This window comes from Oceanisphaera sp. (assembly GCF_048268965.1).
Taxonomy (GTDB): domain Bacteria; phylum Pseudomonadota; class Gammaproteobacteria; order Enterobacterales; family Aeromonadaceae; genus Oceanimonas.
In genome coordinates this window covers 20411-39632 of the sequence record NZ_JBLWUK010000013.1, presented here as the reverse complement: position 1 = coordinate 39632, position 19222 = coordinate 20411, and the positions used below count along the sequence as shown (strand labels likewise).

The window sequence follows — 19222 nt, the reverse complement described above, 5'->3', positions numbered from 1 at the left end:
TATGGCGTGTCGTGGGAGCTGACTCTGTTTCCTCTGGTACTCAGCTTTAAAATAGATCATATTTTTATTTAGATTGGTATAACTCGCATCTTACTTGGTACGAGTGACGAGTGAGTGAACTAAGAAAGCCCCTATCAGGCAAAGCTGATAGGGGCTTTTATTGACTTGTTTGGCCAGCTGGTTTGAGGCGGTTCAGTCCGGTTCTCAATCTGATGAACAGCTGCATCGGGCAATAATGGTTACCTGATGCTCGGTGAGCCACTGGCCAATAACCCTATGTCGGTCATAACACCGGCATAGGGTTTCTTTATCATCTTATGCGCTTTGTTTACGCAGCTCGCGGCCGTGGAAAACATAGCCGATCAGGTTCATCAGTACCTGTGCCGCCAGCACACTGGTGGTGCCGGTATGATCATAATCGGGGGCGACTTCGCACAGGTCGATACCCACTACCTCACCACCGAACGCCACTCCCTGCAGGATCTCCATCACTTCATAATAGGTGAAGCCACCGTGACTCGGGGTGCCGGTACCGGGGGCAATCGAGGGGTCAAAGCCGTCGATATCGATGGTGATGTAATAATTGACCCCTTTGGGGATCAGCGCCAGCACACCCTCTACGCCCAGTCGGCGTACATCGCGCACGGACAGTATGGTAGAACCGGCATCTTCTGCCGCCTTGTGATCCGCACGGTTGGACGAGGAGACATTACGGATGCCAAGCTGCGTCATGCCGGTAACGAACTCCTGCTCGGAGGCGCGACGCAGCGGGTTGCCGTGACCGTAGCGAACACCATGACGCTCGTCGACGAAGTCGAGATGGGCGTCAATCTGGATAATATGAATGGGTCCACGGCCCTCGAAGGCGCGAATACAGGGGGCATTGACCGAGTGGTCACCACCGACCACCACCGGCAAGGCACCGGATTCCAGTATCTTGCGCACACCGTATTCGATATTGGCATGGGATTTTTCGGTGTTGGTATGCACCATGTCCGCATCGCCGATATCGACGATATCGACGCCATCCAGGTACATCAAATCCTCTTCATAGGAATAAGCACCACCGTGGCCGAAAGAAAACAGTGTGGATGCTTCACGGACTGCGCGCGGCCCCATACGCGCACCGGAACGCCACTGGGTACCGCAGTCGAAGGGCGCGCCCATGAAGGCAACGTCCGCCTTGATGTTATCCCAGTCTTCGCAGATCCGCTTCTTCCCGAACGTGCAGAAACCCACAAACGGCAGGTTCAAACGACCTTTTTCGTAAGCATTTTCACTCATGGTTTATCTACCCCTGTTTGACCAACGGCCTGACCGACCGGTGCTGTGCCTGATAAAACGCCCGAACACCGATGAAGGTCTGAGCGTCTGATAATGGACTCAGTATTGCAGGAGCATACAAATCAAAAAATATAAAACTTATGATGTATACATTAAATTTTATGATGTAACTTGTGAATGGGATGTTTAGCAAATGATCTGTGGTTCGCTTCAGGTCGACTGTTCTGGCGCGCTGATGGTGGCAGCCTTGACAGTGGCTTCTACATCTTCGGCAAACAGTCTGACGATATCCTGCGGGTCGGGAGAGGCCCGCATCGCCATGCTGAACTCCGATTGCCAGGACAGACCCAGATGATCGAACGTGCGCATCTCGCCACGTTCGACCCATTGCCTTGCGTAATGGGTCGGCAGAAAACCGAGGAAGCTGCCGCTGGTGATCAGAATGGCCTGTGCTTCCATATTGGAGACCATGGCGACATCCCGGGCTTTCATCAGTCCCTGCAGCTCGGCATGCTGCAGATAGGTGCGAGAAGACACCGGATAGTGTCTGAGAGTATCCAGGGTGATCTCGGTATCCGCCAGCCCAAACAGCGGATGACGGCGCCCACAGTAAAAACCGTGTGCTTCCATGCACAGGTGCTGGTAACTCAGCCCCTTGTGCCGATTATGAAACAACCCCAGGGCAATATGCAGGTTGCCGTTCAGCAGCTCTCGTTCCAGCTCTTCGGGGGGCAACACCACCAACTTGAGGGAGACGTCGTTCTTGCGCGCGTAGAAGCGATGGATGGCGTCGGAAATGGGGAAGGCATGATTGGTAATGGTGCTGTCAATCAATCCCAGCCGCAGCGTGCCGGTCAGTTTATCGCGCAGCTCGCCAAGCTCGGCTTCAAAGTCTGCAATGTTGTTGAGCATCTCGCGGCATTTGCGATACACAGCCTGCCCCTTCTCGGTCAGGCTGAACCCGCTCCGCCCGCGATGGCACAGCTGGAATCCGAGCCGGATTTCGAAGTCTCGAATATGGGTGCTGATCGCCGGTTGGCTCATCCCCAGTACCGACTCGGCACCGACAAAGCCGCCATATTCCGCCACCGTGCAGAAGGTCTGCATATGTTTCATCGAGTAACGTGACATTAGTCCTCCGGACGTCCTTGTTGCCATGAGCAAAAATTACATTAATTTTTGTAATGTATACATATTAAAATTTATATTCTTGGATGAATAGGGGTTTGCAATACTGCAACCACCCCAATGGAATTAACATCTTGGTTACATAAAGTAGTGCTTGGCAATCAAAGGAGATGATAAGCATGACTACATCTAAATTTAAACAACGACTGAAAGCGCTGGCACTGTCGACTTCCATCGCCCTGACCCCCGCCCTCGCCATGGCCGAAGAATGGAAGTTCGCCATCGAGGAAATTCCCGGCTCGATCATGGATGCTTACGCCCAGGAGTTCAAGAAACGTATCGAAGACAAGACCCAGGGTGATGTTACCATCAAAGTCTATCCCCTCGGCTCTCTGGGCACGCCCACCGAGCTGGTCGAACTGGTTGCCGACGGCGTCGTACAATTTGCCAACGTCTCGGTGGGTAACCTGGGCACCATAGTACCCGAGTCACAGATATTTCTGCTGACCTATACCTTGCCCTCGGACTCGAACGCCATCTCTGAATTACTGACTTCGAGCCAGATGATTTACGGTGAACTCGGTAAGGATTTTGAAACCAAGGGACTGAAACTGCATACCATGTACTCGGAAGGTCCGCAGGTCTGGACCACCAACCGCGAAATTCGTACTCCCGCCGACTTCGATAACTTCAAGATGCGGGTCATGGTCTCTCCCATTCTGCTCAAGGCCTACGAAGATCTGGGTGCCAGCCCAACTCCCCTGCCCTTCGGCGAAGTTTATGGTGCCCTGCAGCTCAAGCAGGTAGACGGCCAGATCAACCCGGTACCGGCCATCGAAGAAATGAAGTTTTACGAAGTAACCGACTATATGATCTGGGCCGGCGAGCAGGAGCTGGTGACCTCGGTCATGTCGGGTACCGACTGGTATGACACCCTGCCGGCCGAGCGCAAGCAACTGATTAGCGAGACCACCGCCGAGATGCAGGACTTCATAGAAGACGTGGTCGAGCAGTTCAATGAAGACAAGCTGGCCAGGATCAAGGCCGCCCGACCCGATATCAAGATGATTGAATTGACCGAGGAGGAACGCGCAGCCTTCCGCGAGCGCAGCAAGGACACCCATTCTGCCTACATCGACATCACCGGCAAGCGAGGACAAGAATTACTCGATGCGCTGCTGGCCGAGGTCGACACGATGAAGCGTTAAGCTGCCAGCCTGCCCCATGCCCGGCAAGGGGCAGGCTTTACCCCCCCGCTTCCCCAGACCGAGGTCAAGCCGATGCCCTTATATACCGCCCTGTCCAGGATGTTGACCCTCACCGACAAGCTCATCGGCAAAGCCGAGATATACGTGCTTGGCTGGGGCATCATCATCATGGCCGTTAACACCATTGCCAATGTGTTTGGTCGTTACCTGTTTTCGCAAAGTATCTATTTCACCGAAGAGCTCAACGAGTTCCTGATCGTCATCATCACCTTTATCGGCCTGGGTTATGTCACCCGCAAGGGCCGTCATATCCGAATGTCCGCCCTCTATGACCTGCTGTCGACACGGTACAAGAAACTGCTGATGATCCTGATTGCCTCCCTGACCGCAGTCGCCATGTTCACCCTGGCCTGGTATGCCCTCGAGTACGTCACCAAGCTCGCCAGTCGGGGACGGGTCACTCCTGCGCTGCAGATTCCCCTTTACCTGACCTACATCTGGGTGGTGCTCGGTTTCGCCGTGACCGGCATCCAGTATGTGTTGACGGCATTCAGAAACCTGAACCTGTCCGAGGAAGATGTCTACATCTCCTTCAGTACCGTGGATGAATATCTGGATCCCGAAATTGCCGAAGTACTGCACCTGTACCAGCAGGATCATGATATTGAAAGTACCGAGCAAGAGCCGTCAGCAAAAACAACGAGCAAACAGCCCGTCTGCAAGGAGAGTAAATCATGACGATGATGATGTTCGCAGTAATGATACTGCTGCTGTTGGCCGGTTTCCCGATGATGATGCCACTGCTGGCGGCGGCCATGCTGGCCTTTGTGGTCTACATGCCGGATCTGAACCTGCAGGTCGTGGTGCAACAAATGATCGGCGGGGTCAAACCGGCCGCCCTGATTGCCGTCCCCATGTTTATCCTTGCCGCCGATATCATCACCCGGGGCCATTCGGCCGATCGGCTGGTCGATGTGGTGATGCGCTTTATGGGTCACATCCGCGGAGGCCTGGCTGTCTCGGTGACCGCCGCCTGTGCCCTGTTCGGGGCCGTGTGCGGCTCAACTCAGGCAACCGTGGTGGCTGTCGGCGGCGCCATGCGCCCACGAATGCTGAAGGCGGGCTACAATGATTCCTTTTCGATCGGGCTGATTGTCAATGCCGCCGATCTGGCTTACCTGATCCCCCCCTCCATCGGCATGATTATCTATGGCGTCATCTCCGGCACCTCGATCTCCGAATTGTTCATCGCCGGTCTGGGACCCGGGCTGCTGATCATTGCCCTGTTTTCACTCTACTGCATCTGGTATGCAAAACGGCACAACATCCCCGTTGAGCCCAAGGCCAGCTGGGCGGAACGCCTGACCTCCATCCGCCGCGCGGTCTGGCCGCTGGGATTTCCGGCCATCGTCGTCGGTGGTATCTACGGCGGTGTCTTCAGTCCGACCGAAGCGGCGGCCGTCTGTGTACTCTATGCCTTGATTCTGGAACTCGTCATTTTCCGTTCGATAAAGATCCGCGATGTGTTTGATATCGCACTGTCGACCGGCGCCGTGACTTCTGTGGTTTTCATCCTGATCGCCGCCGGTGCTGCTTTCTCCTGGGTATTGTCTTACGCACAAATCCCCCAGCAGCTCATCGCCGCGATTGGCTTGAATGATGCGGGCCCCATCATGACCATGGTGGCCATCAACATCGCCTTTTTCGTCGGCTGTATGTTCGTCGATTCAGTGGTGGTGATCCTGATCCTGGTCCCCATCTTCGCACCTCTGGTGAATGCGGCGGGGCTCGACCCGGTATTGGTCGGTGTCGTGATCACCCTGCAGGTGGCGATTGGCGCAGCCACTCCCCCCTTCGGCTGCAACATCTTCACCGCAGTGGCCGTGTTCCGGCGCCCGTTTATTGATGTCATCCGCGGGGTACCCCCCTTCTTGCTGATCCTGTTAGTGGTCGCTGTCCTGCTCGTGGCCTTTCCCCCGATTGCCTTGTTCCTGAGGGATCTCGCTTTCCGGTAAGGGCGTGAGGCGTGAGGCGTGAGGCGTGAGGCGTGAGGCGTGAGGCGTGAGGCGTGAGGCGTGACATGTAAAGCCGACCTCAACCGGGAAGCAAGCCCTGGCACCGCATTCAGTCACCCAATAAAAAGCCCCGCTTCGGCGGGGCTTTTAGGCTTTTATGGTTCAGTCGAGCTGGCTGCGCAGCCAGTCCAGTACCTGAACGTAGTTGTCCGGCAGCAGGGGTTGCAGCTGGTCGAGGGCGGCCTTGGTATCCGCGTGGTTGTCGAGGCAGAAGTTGATGTGCCCTACCTTTCGACCGGGGCGTACTTCCTTGCCATACCAGTACAGCTCGGCACCGGGTACCGCCATCCAGGCATCGTTACGCTCGGTACCCACCAGGTTCACCATGACGCTGGTGTTTTTCACGGTAGGTTGCACCAGGGGTAACCGGGCCACGGCACGCAAATGGGCCTCAAACTGACTGATGTTGGCACCGGCTTGAGTCCAGTGGCCACTGTTGTGTACCCGAGGGGCCAGTTCGTTGATCTGCAGGTGTTCGCCGACCCGGAAACACTCCATCGCCATCACGCCCACGTAATCGAGGTCGTTCATCAGGGTGCCCAGCATCCGCTCGGCTTCCGCCTGCAGGTGCGCCAGTCGCGGCAGCGGGGCGACCGACCCCAGCAGGATGCCATCAACATGCAGGTTCAAGGTCAGCGGATAGAAAAAGCACTGGCCGTCGGCACCGCGCATGCCCACCACCGACATTTCTTCGTCGAAGTCGATGGCTTGCTCGGCAATGGCCAGCTCGTGCCAGTCTGCCGGAATGGCATCCCGGCCTGGCTCACGCAGCCAGTGCTGGCCACGGCCATCGTAACCACCGGTGCGGCGCTTGAGCAGTACCCGCTCACCCAGTTTCTGATGCAGCTCTTCGGCGCTGGTGTCGGTTTTAACCAGCTGCCAGGGCGCGGTGGCCAGCCCCAGCTTGTCAATCAGCGACTTTTGAGTGAAGCGATCGGCCAGAATGGGGAAGGTGTCGAGGTTAACAAAGGCCGGGTGGGCGGCCAGCTGACGGGTGGCGGCGGTGTCCGGCCACTGTTCCCGCTCGGCGGTAACCTGCTCGTGGGCCTGCAGCGGAAAGGTTTCTTCCGACTCTATGTCCACCGGCTGCACGTCCAGATTCAGGGGCATGCCCGCATGCTTGAGCATTTGACCCAGCTGGCCGGCGCCCAGTACCCAAATTCGGCTCATGCTTCTTCCCTCGGATCCGGATTGGCCAGTACGGTGTCGGTTTGCTGCTGGCGAAAGGCCTCCAGGCGCTTAGCCAGGGCCGGATCGTTATTGGCCAGGATCTGGCAGGCCAGCAAGCCGGCGTTAAAGGCACCCGCTTCACCGATGGCCAGGGTACCTACCGCCACTCCCTTGGGCATTTGCGCAATCGAGAGCAGGCTGTCCATGCCGTTCAGGGCACGGCTTTGTACCGGCACACCCAGTACCGGCAAGCGGGTTTTGGAGGCCACCATGCCGGGCAGGTGCGCCGCACCACCGGCACCGGCAATAATCACTTCAAAACCGCGCGCGACGGCATCGTGACTAAATTCCATCAAGCGGTCTGGCGTGCGGTGCGCCGACACCACTTCCACTTCATAGGCAACCTGCAGTGTATCCATAATGTGTGCGGCACCTTGCATGGTGGGCCAATCGCTTTTTGAGCCCATGATGACGGCAACTTTTGCTTGCATGACTACTCCTGTTGTTTGACACGTTTTTACAAGGCTGCAAAAACGTTCAGCATTCTGGTGGATCTGGGGGTCCGCGAATTATAACGAAATGGCGGTTTGGCGGCTAGTCGGGGAGTGACACTATTGGTCAAAACTGGACATCAGCCCAAGGTGGCGCTAGAGTGTCTGCCTATCATTAGTACACTAAGCATATCCACAGGAGGTGTTACCCCCATGATTGGTGCCATCGAAGCATTACCTTAAGTCACGACCTTCAGTGTCGTCGACCACACAATACCCGGCTATCGCCAACGTCTCTAGTTATCGTTTTTACTGAATCGTTTTATTAACGCTATTTACGCGTCCGTTGCCGCCAGCCTGGTCGTCTAACCTTACGCCACAGCTGCCATTTTCTGGTGCCTGCTGTTCGTGCGTCTGCCCGTTTACCTGCTTGAGTTTTAGCAACTCGCTTGAGTAATGGAGATGATCTTGGAACTCTATCAATTTTCGACCGCCACAGTGTTGCTGCTGCTGGCCGCCTTTTACGGCGGAACCTATTTTCTAACCACCTTTATTAAAAAAGATCAGGAAGATACCGACGCCTTCATGGTCTCCAACCAGAGCGTCGGCTTCGGCATAGGCGCGGCCAGCATGACCGCCACCTGGATCTGGGCCGCATCCTTCTACGCCGCCGCCACGTCCGGTTATACCTATGGCGTGTCCGGCCCCCTGCATTACGGCCTTTGGGGAGCGCTGATGATACTGTTCATCTATCCCTTCGGTCGCCGTTTTCGGGCCCTGGCGCCCAAGGCCCATACCCTGGGTGAAATCATTCACGCCCGCCATGGCTCTTCCAGCCAGCTGATCCTGGCCATGTCCAACCTGCTCGGCAGCATCATCAGCCTGATGGTGAACTTCACCGCCGCCGGCGCCCTGGTGTCGGTGCTGTCGCCGCTGTCGTTTCAGGCCGGGGTGGTCATCGCCGGCGCCGGTGTGCTCAGTTACACTCTCTGGTCCGGCTTTCGCGCCTCCGTGCTCACCGACTTCGCCCAGCTGATCGCCCTGATGGCCATTGCCATCGTCATTATCCCGGCCGTGCTGTTCGCCATGGGGGGCCCCACCGAGATGCTCAATGGCTTTGACAAGCTCAGCCTGCAACAGGCCGACCTGTTCTCGACCGACGCCATGCTGCACCAGGGCCTGCCCTACTTTGTGGCGGTGCTGGCCTACGCCATCGGTAACCAGACCATTGCCCAGCGGTTGTTTGCGGTGAATGAAAAGCACATCAAACCCACCTTTATCACCGCTACTCTGGGCTACGGTGCCATCGTCATCGGCTTGGGCATGATTGGTTTAATGGCGCTAACCCTGGGTGTTGAGCCTCTTAACGGCAACATGAACAACCTGATCCCGCAGATGGTGTCTACCTACCTGCCACCGCTGTTTGTTGGCTTGTTCTTTATTCTGGTAATCGGCTCGCTGTCGTCTACCGCCGACTCGGATCTGTCTGCCCTGTCGGCCATCATGATGGCCGACATCTATGGCAAGAATATCGCCAAGGGCAAGGTAGACCCCAAGCGCATGCTGTTTATCGGCCGTCTGACCATGGTGGCTGCCACCATGGTCGGCGTCGTGCTGGCCAGCTTCTCGTTCGATATTCTGATGATGCTGGTGTTTGTCGGCGCACTTTGGGGCGCCATCGTATTCCCGGTGATCGCCAGCTGCTTCTGGAACAGGGTCACCAACAGCGCCTTTACCAGCTCGGTGATTGCCGGCTTGCTGATGTTCTGCGTCGCCCGCTTCGAACTGCTGCCGATGACCGGCGCCATTGCGGTGCTGTTCGAGCTATTGGCCAGCATAGGTGGCGGTGTGGTGATCGGCCTGATGGTGTTTGGCTTCTTCGGCACCCGTGCCGGTTTTGTGGCGGGCCTGCTGGCGGGTCTGGCGATGATGTTCTTTGCCACCGGCTTCCTGCGGGAATACACGGTGCTGCTGTCATCTCTGGTGGCCTACGGTGTCAGCACCCTGGTGTGTGTGACCATGAGCCTGCTCGCCCGCGAGCAATTCGACTTCGATCTTATTGCCCAGCGGGTCGGCCACTATGACGACAGAGCCGATATCAAGCCCCGGGCCGGCAAGTCCAATATGAATCCCCCTCGTTTTGCCAAGGAGTCCTCATGAGCGAATTGATGTTAGGCGCCTATATTCTGATCTGGCCCGCTCTCACCCTGTGGATACTGCTGCTGATTTGCAAGGCGGTGCTCAAGGATGTGCGCGAAGCTAAAAAGGAAAACCGCGATCTGGTGTAATCACCGGCTTCACGGCTTGTAGAACGACAAAGGCGGACCCAAGGGTCCGCCTTTTTTCATGGTTGGCATACGAAACCGGGACGAGCCGAAAGGACAGGCTACTGAAAAACCGGCGTCAGATCCGGGAGCTGTGCCGGGTGGCTTGCCTCTTTGAACAATCCATCCGCCGGACCCGGACTGCCCAGCAGGTAGCCCTGCAGGGTATCGCACCCCAGCCGGGTCAGCAGCGCCTGCTGCTCCGGTGTTTCTACGCCTTCTGCCACTATCTTCATGCCCAGTGTCTTGCCCAGCGCAATGATCGCCTGAATGATGGCTTCATCATCGTTGCCCTGCGCCAACTCGGTAATAAAGCCGCGGTCGATTTTCAGCTCATTGGCCGGCAGCTGTTTGAGGTAGAGCAGACTGGAATACCCGGTACCAAAGTCATCGATGGAAATGGATACCCCCAGCGCTGACAGCTGATTCAGCACTTTCAGGCTGGCCTTCGCATCGCGCATGGCGGTGGACTCGGTGATTTCCAGTACCAGGTGCGAAGGTGCCAGCGCATGTTTCTCCAGCGCCGTGCGTACCACATCTACCAGGCTGGTGTGTTCCAGCTGCACGGCGGACAGGTTCACCGCCACACTCCAGTCACTCAGCCCCTGATCGCACCAGTCTTTCATCTGTCGACAGGCTTCGTTGATGACCCAGTTGCCAATCGGAACAATCAGCCCCGAGCTTTCGGCCAACGGCAAGAAGCGATCCGGTGTGAGAAAACCGTGCTCGGGACTTTGCCAGCGAATCAAGGCTTCCATGCCCGCCAAGGGCCCGGCCGGTGCCACCAGTTTGGGCTGATAGTACAACACCAGTTCGTTGTTATGAATGGCCTGGCACAGGTCTTGTTGCAACTGCATTTGCTGCTGCACATCGGCGTTCATGGCGTACTCGAAAAAGCGATAGCCGTTACGACCCTGCTTCTTGGCGTGGTACATGGCGGCGTCGGCGTTCACCATCAGCTCGTGCTCTGTCTTGCCATCATGAGGATAAATGGCAATGCCTATGCTGGTCGATATGTGCAGAGGTATGCCCGTAAGGTGAAAAGGTTGCTCTATGGTTTCAATCAACCGCTGGGCCAATACAGCCGAGTTCTCGGGAGAGTCCGGCTCCATCAAGAGTACGAACTCGTCTCCCCCCAGCCTGGCTGCAGTGTATTTTTCTCGCGAGATATTCTGCAGACGCTCTGCGACTGCTTTCAGCAATAAATCCCCCACATGGTGGCCATGCATATCATTAACGGCCTTGAAGCCGTCCAGATCCATAAAGAGCACCGCAAAACCGCCATTTTGGCGTTCGGCCCTGTGTATCGCCTGCTCCAGTCGATCGCCCAATAGAATCCGGTTGGGCAATCGAGTCAGGTTGTCATGCAATGCCAGCTCAAGCAGTTCGTTATTGGCCTGATCCAGCGAATTGGCCAGTCGGTCCGTGCGCACATCGAGCATGGAGACAATCAAGGCAATGGCAAACACCGCCAGACTCACAATGATCACCAGCACGGCCAGCCATTTGGTATCGATACCGCTGTTGGCCGCACCGCAGAAACTGTCGATCGGAAACTTGGAGGCGGCCATCCCCGTGTAATGCATGCCGATGATGGCACTGCCCATCACCAGCGCCGCGCCCATACGGCGATAAGTTGCCCGCTTGACCTCCTGGCGCAAACGAAAGGCCAGCCACAGGGCGGCAAGTGAGGCCAGAATGGCAATCACGATGGACAGCACAAATATCCAGGGCACGTAAATGATACGGGGTGTCATCAGCATGGCTTCCATGCCGGTATAGTGCATGCAAGCGATACCCAGCCCCATCAAGACACCGCCCGATACCAATCGCCCCCAGGGCAAGGTGTCCTTGCAGACCAGGTTAAGGGCCAGTGCGGAGGACACGATGGCGATGAGCAATGACACCAGGGTCAGGGGGACGTCATAGCCCAGTGTAATGGGCAGCTGAAAGGCGAGCATGCCAATAAAGTGCATCGACCAGATGCCGAACCCCATGGCGAAGGAGCCACCAATCAGCCACAGCAAGGCGGATCTGCCCCTGGTACTGGATACCCGGCTGGCCATATTAAGGGCTGTGTAAGATGCCAGAATGGCGACGATGACGGAGCAGACCACGAGTGCCTGGTTGTAACTGCTTGATAACATCAAAAAACCGTTTTATATGAATGTCATTGAAGGTGGCCGGTGTCGTGCCCGATGATTGGACAAGGTGGCCGCTATTCCGGCAACGGATGCTCGAGTGGCCTGAATCTCGACACGGTATCGAATGAGACTTAAAATATCAATCAGAATACACCCTGGCCGTCGCAACGACAGACTACCCCGGCCTGGCACCCGCAAGGTGTTCTTCAAAGAGGGGGCGCTGATCCGGGTGGGGAGCTACCGGGGTGACTCTAATGGCTCCATGGTATAAGGCGATGGGGATCAGCCAGCATCCATCGCCGATACCACTCTGCTACTCAGCCGCCGGGCTGGCGGGCTTCCTTGGGGGTCATGCCAAACCGCTTCTTGAAGCTGCGGCAAAAGTGAGCCTGGTCGCTGAAGCCCCACTTGTAGGCAATCTCTGCCAGGGTCCTGCCGGTGCCGCTGCGGCGGATGTCGGCCACGGATCCCTGCAGGCGTATTTCGCGGATCCACTGGCTGACACTCAACTCCTCGCCCTGAAACAGCTTGTGCAGGTAGCGGGTAGAAATACCGCAGGCCGCCGCCACCTGCTCCGGGTTCAAACCCGGCTCGCGGATCCGCTCGCGAACATACTGCTCCACCCGCTGCAGGTGCACCTGGCGCAAGCCACTGTCTTCACTGGCGATGGCGCGCTGATCGCCCTCCACCGTCAGTGCAAACAGCTCAATCAGCTGGCGCAGCATGGCTTCCGCCTGTCGCTCGTCCAGATAGGCCACCTGCTGGGTGATGCTGCGAAAAAGGTCGAAGAACACGGCCCCCAGGCCCTGGCTACGGTCGAACTCGCTGAACAGGTAGCGCTCGGGCAGCCGCAACCGGGCCCGCAGCAAAGAGTCGGGTACTCGCAGCACCCACAAGCTGTTGTCGCTCTGATACTCGAATTCGTAGGGTTTGTCGCTACGCTCCAGGATGAAGCTGCCGGGTCGACAACGCACACTGCGCCGGTCCTGGCTGAAATGTACTTCCTGCCGCTCGGGAATGGTGATCAGGAAATGATTATCATCGTGCGGATTGATATGCTGCTGCAGACGTTGGTATTGAGTGGGGGAGCTGCTCAGAAACGAGATACCAAAGGGTGCCACGTTCCAGTTCCACAGCTGACCGTAAAAGCCCTGCCGTTCGGTGAAACGCAGCTCCATATCGAAATAGGTGCTTCCTATCACCTCACGCCAGTAGTCCTGTCGCTCCGACACCGGCAACAGCGTGGTGAGATGACATAAATGCATGCTCGCTCCTTCGCAAATCCATTGCGTTCCGATCAAAAAACCGCCGGTCATGTAACCATGATCCGGCGGTAACCTCAAGAACAGACGTGCTGAAACGGGATCCTCAGCTCATGCGGGTCAGGCGATAGCAGTTGTTGGGCTCCAGTACCAGACACCAGCCCGGCCGCACCACTATGTTGGTGGTCGGCTCTTCCACCACCGCCGGTCCCATGATCTCCAGTCCCACGTCGAGTTGCTCGCCGCTGTAGACATCGGTTTCAACCCAGTGACCGTCGGCATCGAACAGCATGGGTCTGTGGCCTATCAGGGCGTCGGCCAGGGTGCGGCCGGCGGCGGCCAGCTGTTGTACCGGCGGTTTGCTCACCTTGCCGGTCAGGGTCGACTCAATGTTCACCAACTCCACCGGGTTGTTCGGCTCGCTGTAGGTATACAGCTCTTCGTGGCGGCGGTGGAAGGCCTCGAGCAGGCCATCTATGATCTCTGGAGTAATCTCGCCGCCGGGCAGCTCCACCGGACATTCGTGGATCTGGCCCTGATAGCGCATTTCCACGCTGCGCGACAGGCTGATGTCCCCCAACGGGAAGCCGTCGGCCAGCAGGTGCTCGGTGCCCTTGCTTTCCATCTCGTGAAAACGCTCGTTGAGCAGGCCCAGTTCCGCCTCGCGGTGAATAGCCATGGGCTCCGAGGCCAGGTAGTTGTAGCGCACGTCCGAAATGATCTGGCCGAAGGCGCAGAACACCGACGCCACCTTGGGCACCAGCACGGTACGGCTGCCGATTTCCTCGGCCAGGGAGCTGATGTGCATGCCGCCCGCTCCCCCGGCACAGACCAGGGCGAAGTCGCGTGGGTCATAGCCCCGCTCGATGGAGACCCGGCGAATACCGTTGACCATGTTGAGGTTGACTATGGTGCTGATGCCGTAGGCGGCCTTTTCCACGCTGATGCCGAGCGGGTCGGCCACGTGCGTTTTCACCGCCTGCCAGGCCGCATCCCGATCCAGACGGATGGTGCCCCCCAGCACGGCGTCCGGGTTCAGGTAGCCGAGCACCAGGTTGGCGTCGGTTACGGTAGGACGGGTACCGCCCTTGCCGTAGCACACGGGCCCGGGGGTCGCACCCGCACTTTCGGGGCCCACCTGCAGCATGCCGAATTCGTCCACCTGACAGAGAGAGCCGCCGCCGGCGCCCAGGGTTTCCACCTGGATCATGGGCACGCCGATACGGTAGCGCAAAAAGTCGATGTCCTTGCTCAGGTTGGTCTGGCTGTCCTTGGTCAGGGTGATGTCGAACGAAGTGCCGCCCATGTCCACCGTAATCACGTTTTCGATGTCGAAGGGGCGCGCCACGTAAAGACCGGCCTGGGGCGCCGACGCCGGGCCCGAGTTGATGGCGTTGACCGCCCTGCCCTGCATGGCCTCACCGATGGCCAGGCCGCCGTTGGATTGAAAGTAGCGCACCGGGTATTTGGCGCCCAGGTTCCTGAAGTACTCGTCGATACGCTCCACATAGCGGCGCATTACCGGGCTCAGGTAGGCGTTCACGATTGTGGTGGAGGTGCGGCTGTATTCACGGATCTGCGGGTAGACCTCACTGCCGGTACACACGAAGACCCCGGGCATCAGCTGTTCGATCAGCTCCTTGGCTCGCCGCTCATGGGCCGGATTACGCACCGACCACAAGAAAGAGATGGCCACACTTTCGACCTGCTGTTCCTTGAAGTAGGCGACAGCGTCGATAATTTGCTGCTCGTTGAGCGGACTGTACTCGGTGCCATCGCCCAGAAAGCGACCGTCTATGCCCCGGCGCAAGTGTCGCGGCACTATCATGTGAGCCGGCGGAAAGTCGGCCTCGTAGCGATACCCTTCTTCCTTGTGGCCCAGTCGAATTTCTATGCTGTCTTCGTGGCCGGTGCTGCACAGCAGACCCACCTTGACCCCTTTCTTCTCGATTAACGCATTGAGCGCCACCGTAGTGCCATTGATGCATAAATCGCATTCCTGCACTATCTGGCTGACCGGCTTGTTGAGTGCCTCGGCAATCTGTCCCAGACCGTGATGGATGGCAATGGTGCCGTCCTCGGGAGTAGAGGGGCTCTTGAATACCCGAATGTTGCCGTCGTTCTCGGCCAGTACGAAATCGGTGAAAGTGCCGCCGGCATCCACGCCCAGACGATATTTGCTACGCATAATCAGTTTCCTTACCTGTTAAATAGTTCAGCCACGCAGGCGTTCGGTCTCGGCCCAGTTCACGCTCAGGCCGTCGGGGTTGAGCGCCACGCCGTATTCCAGCTCGGCCGCTTCCAGCGATACCAGACCATTGCGCACGTCTTCCAGCACCGCCTTGGGGTCCCGCTCGAAGGCCGGACCATAGCCACCACCGCCCGGGTTGATGTTGGTCACCCGCTCGCCCGGCTTGATGGTGAGTATGGTGTTGTGCTTGTGCACCTGCTGGCCGTCGGCTCTGTCCACAATCAGCTTGCCCAGCTTGGGCTCAAGCAGCCGGTTTTCGGCCCCCGCCGCCCCCAGGGTGGCAATCTGTCGGCCTTCGCCGAAGGCGATCACCTGCATCTCGTGATCTCTCGGCTCCACTTCCCAGGCCGTGCCCGAGCCACCGCGATATTTGCCGGCACCGCCGCTGTCCTGCAGCAGGCCGTAGCGGTGAATGATGATGGGGTAGGAATATTCGAGCAGCTCGACATCACCGGAGCTGAGTGCACCAAAGCAGCACAGGGGCCCGACCGCATGCCAGCCATCCATCACCTGGGTGGCACCGGCGCCGGAGATAATGGACGCCAGCACCATGGTCACATACTGTTCGCCACTGCGCGGATCCATGCCCGCGATGTTGATGCCGCTGGCATGGCCCCAGGAGGCGGTGACCCGCTCGGGCGCCGCCTGCTCCAGCGCCTTGCGCACGGCGTCGGTCAGGGTTTCCATCGGCGTGGTGGTGCAGTTGACGTGGGGCGCCGGCTCCATCGCATTGCACAGGGTGCCCTTCTCGCCCAGATCCACGGTCACACAGCGGTACAGGCCTTCGTTGTAGGGCGGCGGCAGCTGGGCAAACATCATCAGTCCCAGGTAGACGCCGGACAGGGAGTTACCCTCGTAGGAGTTGATGAAATACGGAATTTGCGGCGGACTCTGCACGGCAATGTGCAGCTGGTCGCCGGTGACCGTGATGGTACTGGTGATCTCCATCTCGCCGAAGCCGTGACCGGCATCTTCCAGCATGGCACTGCCCTGGTAGACGCCATCGGGCACGTCACGGATCAGGGAGCGCATCTGTCGGTCGGCCATGTCTTTCAGCTCGGCGATGCAGGCCTTGACCGTGTCCACTCCGTATTTGTCGAGCAGGGCGATCAGGTTACGCTCACCCACCCGGCAGGCGCCGTACTGGGCGTTGATGTCCCCTTCCTGATCGCGCCTTGCTCGCATGTTGGTGAGCAGCAGGTTGATCACATCGGTCCGGGGCTTGCCCTGTTCCCACAGCTTGACCGGTGGAATGCGCAGGCCCTCGGCGTAAATTTCCTTGGCGTCCGGGTTATAACCGGCCGGCACCGGACCGCCGATGTCGGTAAGGTGACCCTTGCACACGGTCCAGAACACCAGCTCGCCTTGGTAGAACACCGGTTTGTACATGCAGCAGTCGAGGATGTGGCTGCCCTTGTAGGCCGGATCGTTGTGATAGATGACGTCCCCTTCCTGAATGTCACCGTCGAAGAACTCGGCTACCGCTTTCATGGCCGGGATCAGCGAACCCAGGTGAATAGGGATGTCCTGGCCCTGGAGGATCATCTCGGGGAAATGGTCGAACAGGGCGTTACTGTAATCGTGAGCCAGGTTGAATACACTGGAGCGTCCGGTCTTTTCCAGGGTGAGCGTCATTTCCCGCTGAGTGGTTTCCAGCGCTCCGCGCACCACCGCCAGGGTTATGGGATCTACATGTGTGGCCATCGTCTACCTTCCATTTTATGACTGGCTGAATGACGGTTATAAGATTGTTACCGCCAGGTTTCGCAGTCATTATAAAAGTGATGCAGGCCCGGAGAATTGACGCAGGAGGCACTCGTTCTTGACCAGGAGCGCACTCTCGGCGCAAAAAGCACACGCCGCCCAGGCGGGCGGCGATAAAAAAGTGTTAACGGAAAGAGCCGACCCCGTATCAGTCTCGGCTGATGCGGCCCGTATTGAACTCGGGCTTGGAGTTGAGTTCAGGCAGCGTCCAGCTTGCCTGTCGTCGCTCCAGCTCGGCGCCTTTCGGCCCCCGCCCCTGCTCGGTAATGGCCACTCTGCCCTGTTCGACGCACAGCACTGTCTGGGCTCGGGTGCCGTAGTCCGGACTTTGAATGAAGATGGACGACAACAGGCTTTCCCACTCCGGGCCGACGCCGGTGTTGGGCAGGTGTTCGAGCGCGGCCCGGGTGTCGTCATCCAGCAGGCCGAACGCCGTTCCCTCCTGCACCGGGCCCAGTTTGGCCAACCCCTGCTTGAGCCGCTCCACCTTGGGCCAGGGGGTATCTAGCATGGCGTTGGACAGGCCATAGAGCCCCGCTCCCAGCCGGCGGGCATCCGCACCGGAACGGTTGCCGCCATACCAGAGCTCGCCACGGGTCAGATCCCCCAGCAACAGGTTGAAACCGGCGTAATCGTCACCGCTCACCAGCTTGTGTCGTAAATAGGCTTCAGGATCCTGCTCGCCGGCCAGAAAATCGGCCACCAGCTCGCCCCGGCTACGCCCTCCGTCGCGGGCCCCGACTTCCCGCACATTGGTCAGGGCGGCAAAACGACCGGATCGGGTCATGCCCAGCCAGGTTCCCCCGGCCTGCAGATCGCGACCGGCCCAGATACCGGGATGATCCGGCCACCAGTGGGCCGGCGCCGTAGGGCGGGCATAGAATTCATCCCGGTTGGCCAGCAGGTGCAGGCAGCCCTGCTCCGGCTGCCAGGAAAAGGCTATAAGACACAAAAGTGAGGCTCCTCAAGATGATATCGACTGTCTCTACCTTACCCCCGAGGGCCGTAACAAACCAGCCTTCAGGGCCGCTCTGGCTCGTCACTTCTTATGCGCAAAAAGCTGGCAAAGCGCGGCAACTGCTGGTCGGTTTCGCCCCGATAACGATAGGTCACCACGCTGCCCACCGGCGGCGGTTGTTGCCGCTGCAGGTCGCTGAACCCCGTGCCCAGTTTAAAGCGGCGGCCATCTGGCGTTTCTACCAGCAGCGCACCCAGCATGCCCTGATATTTTCCCTGCCCGGGCAGGTGCGCCAGCACCTGGGCCTCCGCATCCTGAAAACGTTTGAGTTTGAGCAGATCCTGGTTGCGAGTCGGCTGATAGAGACTGTCGCGATGGCGCAGCATCAGCCCTTCGCCGCCCAGGGCTTCCACCTCAGCCAGATAGGCGGCCAAAGCGGCATTATCGGCCAGTCGCCGCTGTTCAAGCAGCTCGATATAGGGGGAATCGTGACGTGAAAACAGTCGTGCCAGCGCCGTTAACCGCGCCTCGAATGGCAGTTCGCTGGCAGGAAGATCGAACACCATAAAGCGGATCTGCTGCCACTCGCTGTGCTGGGGGCGATAACGGCGTACCGCGGCGGACAACGCATTAAAATGGCCCCGCCCCATCCAGAGCTCACCATCGAGGGGCGTGTCGGGAAACCCGGCCACAAACCAGTCGGGAGCAGAAAATCGATGGCCATTGCGTGACAATAGATCACGCCCGTTCCAATAGGCGCGCACGCCGTCCAGTTTTTCGCTAACGCGATACAGGCTGACGTCTTGTTGCTGATAGTCTTTCGCCAGCTGCAACGGCGGCAGCGCTATGCCCTCGGCGTATCCGGTGCCCGACAACAGTGCCAACGGCAGCCATAGCGATAACCTGTTCATGTTCTCCCCTCCCTGACAGAAAGCAAACAAGGGTACAAAAATCAACCGTTAACCACCCAGCATAGTCCTTCGGGCAGCGTTAAGCCTGACGCTGTAAGCGATCAGCAACCGAAAGAAACAACCCTTAAGAGCTTTTTTGCCACGGAATCCACGGACCCCACGGAAGAAAAGCGAAAGCGATAACAGTTAAAAGAGCTACTTTTGGTACACAGAGTCCGTAGAGAGTGGCCGCATCCACAAGAGACGGTGTTT

General features: G+C 58.3%; 15 protein-coding genes. 5 read left to right on the top strand and 10 right to left on the bottom strand.

What is annotated here, in order from left to right; translation table 11 throughout:
- Nucleotides 1–315 precede the first annotated feature (315 nt).
- The gene (locus ACN0VL_RS07910) at nucleotides 316–1284 is read right to left on the bottom strand and encodes an agmatinase (RefSeq protein ID WP_417616195.1); all 969 of its coding nucleotides are present in this window, start codon (nucleotides 1282–1284) and stop codon (nucleotides 316–318) included.
- Between the two features lie 210 nt (nucleotides 1285–1494).
- Nucleotides 1495–2415, bottom strand: a complete 921-nt coding sequence (locus tag ACN0VL_RS07905) for a LysR family transcriptional regulator (protein WP_417616193.1) — start codon at nucleotides 2413–2415, stop codon at nucleotides 1495–1497.
- Between the two features lie 176 nt (nucleotides 2416–2591).
- Between ACN0VL_RS07905 and dctP the strand changes: the two genes are divergently transcribed.
- The 3 genes from dctP (at nucleotide 2592) to ACN0VL_RS07890 (ending at nucleotide 5635) form a co-directional block, all read left to right on the top strand.
- Complete coding sequence (dctP, locus tag ACN0VL_RS07900) at nucleotides 2592–3620, top strand: TRAP transporter substrate-binding protein DctP (RefSeq protein WP_417616191.1); 1029 nt, start codon at nucleotides 2592–2594, stop codon at nucleotides 3618–3620.
- 72 nt (nucleotides 3621–3692) lie between these two features.
- Nucleotides 3693–4358 (top strand): TRAP transporter small permease, encoded by a 666-nt coding sequence (locus ACN0VL_RS07895; RefSeq protein WP_417616189.1) that lies wholly within the window; start codon nucleotides 3693–3695, stop codon nucleotides 4356–4358.
- A gap of 2 nt (nucleotides 4359–4360) precedes the next feature.
- Complete coding sequence (locus tag ACN0VL_RS07890; protein WP_417616187.1) at nucleotides 4361–5635, top strand: TRAP transporter large permease; 1275 nt, start codon at nucleotides 4361–4363, stop codon at nucleotides 5633–5635.
- 162 nt (nucleotides 5636–5797) lie between these two features.
- Here ACN0VL_RS07890 and purK read toward each other — a convergent pair whose 3' ends face one another.
- Nucleotides 5798–6865, bottom strand: a complete 1068-nt coding sequence (gene purK / locus ACN0VL_RS07885) for a 5-(carboxyamino)imidazole ribonucleotide synthase (protein WP_417616185.1) — start codon at nucleotides 6863–6865, stop codon at nucleotides 5798–5800.
- Nucleotides 6862–7356, bottom strand: a complete 495-nt coding sequence (gene purE / locus ACN0VL_RS07880) for a 5-(carboxyamino)imidazole ribonucleotide mutase (RefSeq protein ID WP_417616183.1) — start codon at nucleotides 7354–7356, stop codon at nucleotides 6862–6864. Before purE ends, purK begins: the two co-directional genes overlap by 4 nt.
- Nucleotides 7357–7818: 462 nt before the next feature.
- Here purE and ACN0VL_RS07875 point away from each other — a divergent pair, with 462 nt between their 5' ends.
- Both ACN0VL_RS07875 and ACN0VL_RS07870 read left to right on the top strand, forming a co-directional pair.
- Nucleotides 7819–9516 (top strand): sodium:solute symporter family protein, encoded by a 1698-nt coding sequence (locus ACN0VL_RS07875; protein WP_417616181.1) that lies wholly within the window; start codon nucleotides 7819–7821, stop codon nucleotides 9514–9516.
- A complete protein-coding gene (locus ACN0VL_RS07870) occupies nucleotides 9513–9644 on the top strand; it encodes a putative transporter small subunit (protein ID WP_417616179.1) in 132 nt (43 codons plus the stop codon). Before ACN0VL_RS07875 ends, ACN0VL_RS07870 begins: the two co-directional genes overlap by 4 nt.
- 98 nt (nucleotides 9645–9742) lie before the next feature.
- Here the strand turns inward: ACN0VL_RS07870 and ACN0VL_RS07865 are convergent, their stop codons facing one another.
- The 6 genes from ACN0VL_RS07865 to ACN0VL_RS07840 form a co-directional block, all read right to left on the bottom strand.
- On the bottom strand, nucleotides 9743–11827 hold the full coding sequence (locus tag ACN0VL_RS07865) for an EAL domain-containing protein (RefSeq protein ID WP_417616177.1): 2085 nt from the start codon (nucleotides 11825–11827) through the stop codon (nucleotides 9743–9745).
- Between the two features lie 314 nt (nucleotides 11828–12141).
- A complete protein-coding gene (locus ACN0VL_RS07860) occupies nucleotides 12142–13089 on the bottom strand; it encodes a helix-turn-helix domain-containing protein (protein ID WP_417616175.1) in 948 nt (315 codons plus the stop codon).
- A 103-nt stretch (nucleotides 13090–13192) separates the two neighbouring features.
- Nucleotides 13193–15274 (bottom strand): hydantoinase/oxoprolinase family protein, encoded by a 2082-nt coding sequence (locus ACN0VL_RS07855; protein ID WP_417616174.1) that lies wholly within the window; start codon nucleotides 15272–15274, stop codon nucleotides 13193–13195.
- A gap of 27 nt (nucleotides 15275–15301) precedes the next feature.
- Entirely contained in the window at nucleotides 15302–17041 is a 1740-nt protein-coding gene (locus ACN0VL_RS07850) for a hydantoinase B/oxoprolinase family protein (protein WP_417616172.1), read from the bottom strand.
- A gap of 208 nt (nucleotides 17042–17249) precedes the next feature.
- A complete protein-coding gene (locus tag ACN0VL_RS07845; RefSeq protein WP_417616170.1) occupies nucleotides 17250–18053 on the bottom strand; it encodes an NRDE family protein in 804 nt (267 codons plus the stop codon).
- Nucleotides 18054–18121: 68 nt separating this feature from the next.
- A complete protein-coding gene (locus ACN0VL_RS07840) occupies nucleotides 18122–18970 on the bottom strand; it encodes a DNA ligase (protein ID WP_417616168.1) in 849 nt (282 codons plus the stop codon).
- Between the last annotated feature and the right edge of the window lie 252 nt (nucleotides 18971–19222).

Bases quoted from the DNA above. Each gene is read 5' to 3' on its own strand.
- ACN0VL_RS07910 (WP_417616195.1), bottom strand. From the start codon at position 1,284: ATGAGTGAAAATGCTTACGAAAAAGGTCGTTTGAACCTGCCGTTTGTG.
- ACN0VL_RS07905 (WP_417616193.1), bottom strand. From the start codon at position 2,415: ATGTCACGTTACTCGATGAAACATATGCAGACCTTCTGCACGGTGGCG.
- dctP (WP_417616191.1), top strand. From the start codon at position 2,592: ATGACTACATCTAAATTTAAACAACGACTGAAAGCGCTGGCACTGTCG.
- ACN0VL_RS07895 (WP_417616189.1), top strand. From the start codon at position 3,693: ATGCCCTTATATACCGCCCTGTCCAGGATGTTGACCCTCACCGACAAG.
- ACN0VL_RS07890 (WP_417616187.1), top strand. From the start codon at position 4,361: ATGATGATGTTCGCAGTAATGATACTGCTGCTGTTGGCCGGTTTCCCG.
- purK (WP_417616185.1), bottom strand. From the start codon at position 6,865: ATGAGCCGAATTTGGGTACTGGGCGCCGGCCAGCTGGGTCAAATGCTC.
- purE (WP_417616183.1), bottom strand. From the start codon at position 7,356: ATGCAAGCAAAAGTTGCCGTCATCATGGGCTCAAAAAGCGATTGGCCC.
- ACN0VL_RS07875 (WP_417616181.1), top strand. From the start codon at position 7,819: ATGATCTTGGAACTCTATCAATTTTCGACCGCCACAGTGTTGCTGCTG.
- ACN0VL_RS07870 (WP_417616179.1), top strand. From the start codon at position 9,513: ATGAGCGAATTGATGTTAGGCGCCTATATTCTGATCTGGCCCGCTCTC.
- ACN0VL_RS07865 (WP_417616177.1), bottom strand. From the start codon at position 11,827: ATGTTATCAAGCAGTTACAACCAGGCACTCGTGGTCTGCTCCGTCATC.
- ACN0VL_RS07860 (WP_417616175.1), bottom strand. From the start codon at position 13,089: ATGCATTTATGTCATCTCACCACGCTGTTGCCGGTGTCGGAGCGACAG.
- ACN0VL_RS07855 (WP_417616174.1), bottom strand. From the start codon at position 15,274: ATGCGTAGCAAATATCGTCTGGGCGTGGATGCCGGCGGCACTTTCACC.
- ACN0VL_RS07850 (WP_417616172.1), bottom strand. From the start codon at position 17,041: ATGGCCACACATGTAGATCCCATAACCCTGGCGGTGGTGCGCGGAGCG.
- ACN0VL_RS07840 (WP_417616168.1), bottom strand. From the start codon at position 18,970: ATGAACAGGTTATCGCTATGGCTGCCGTTGGCACTGTTGTCGGGCACC.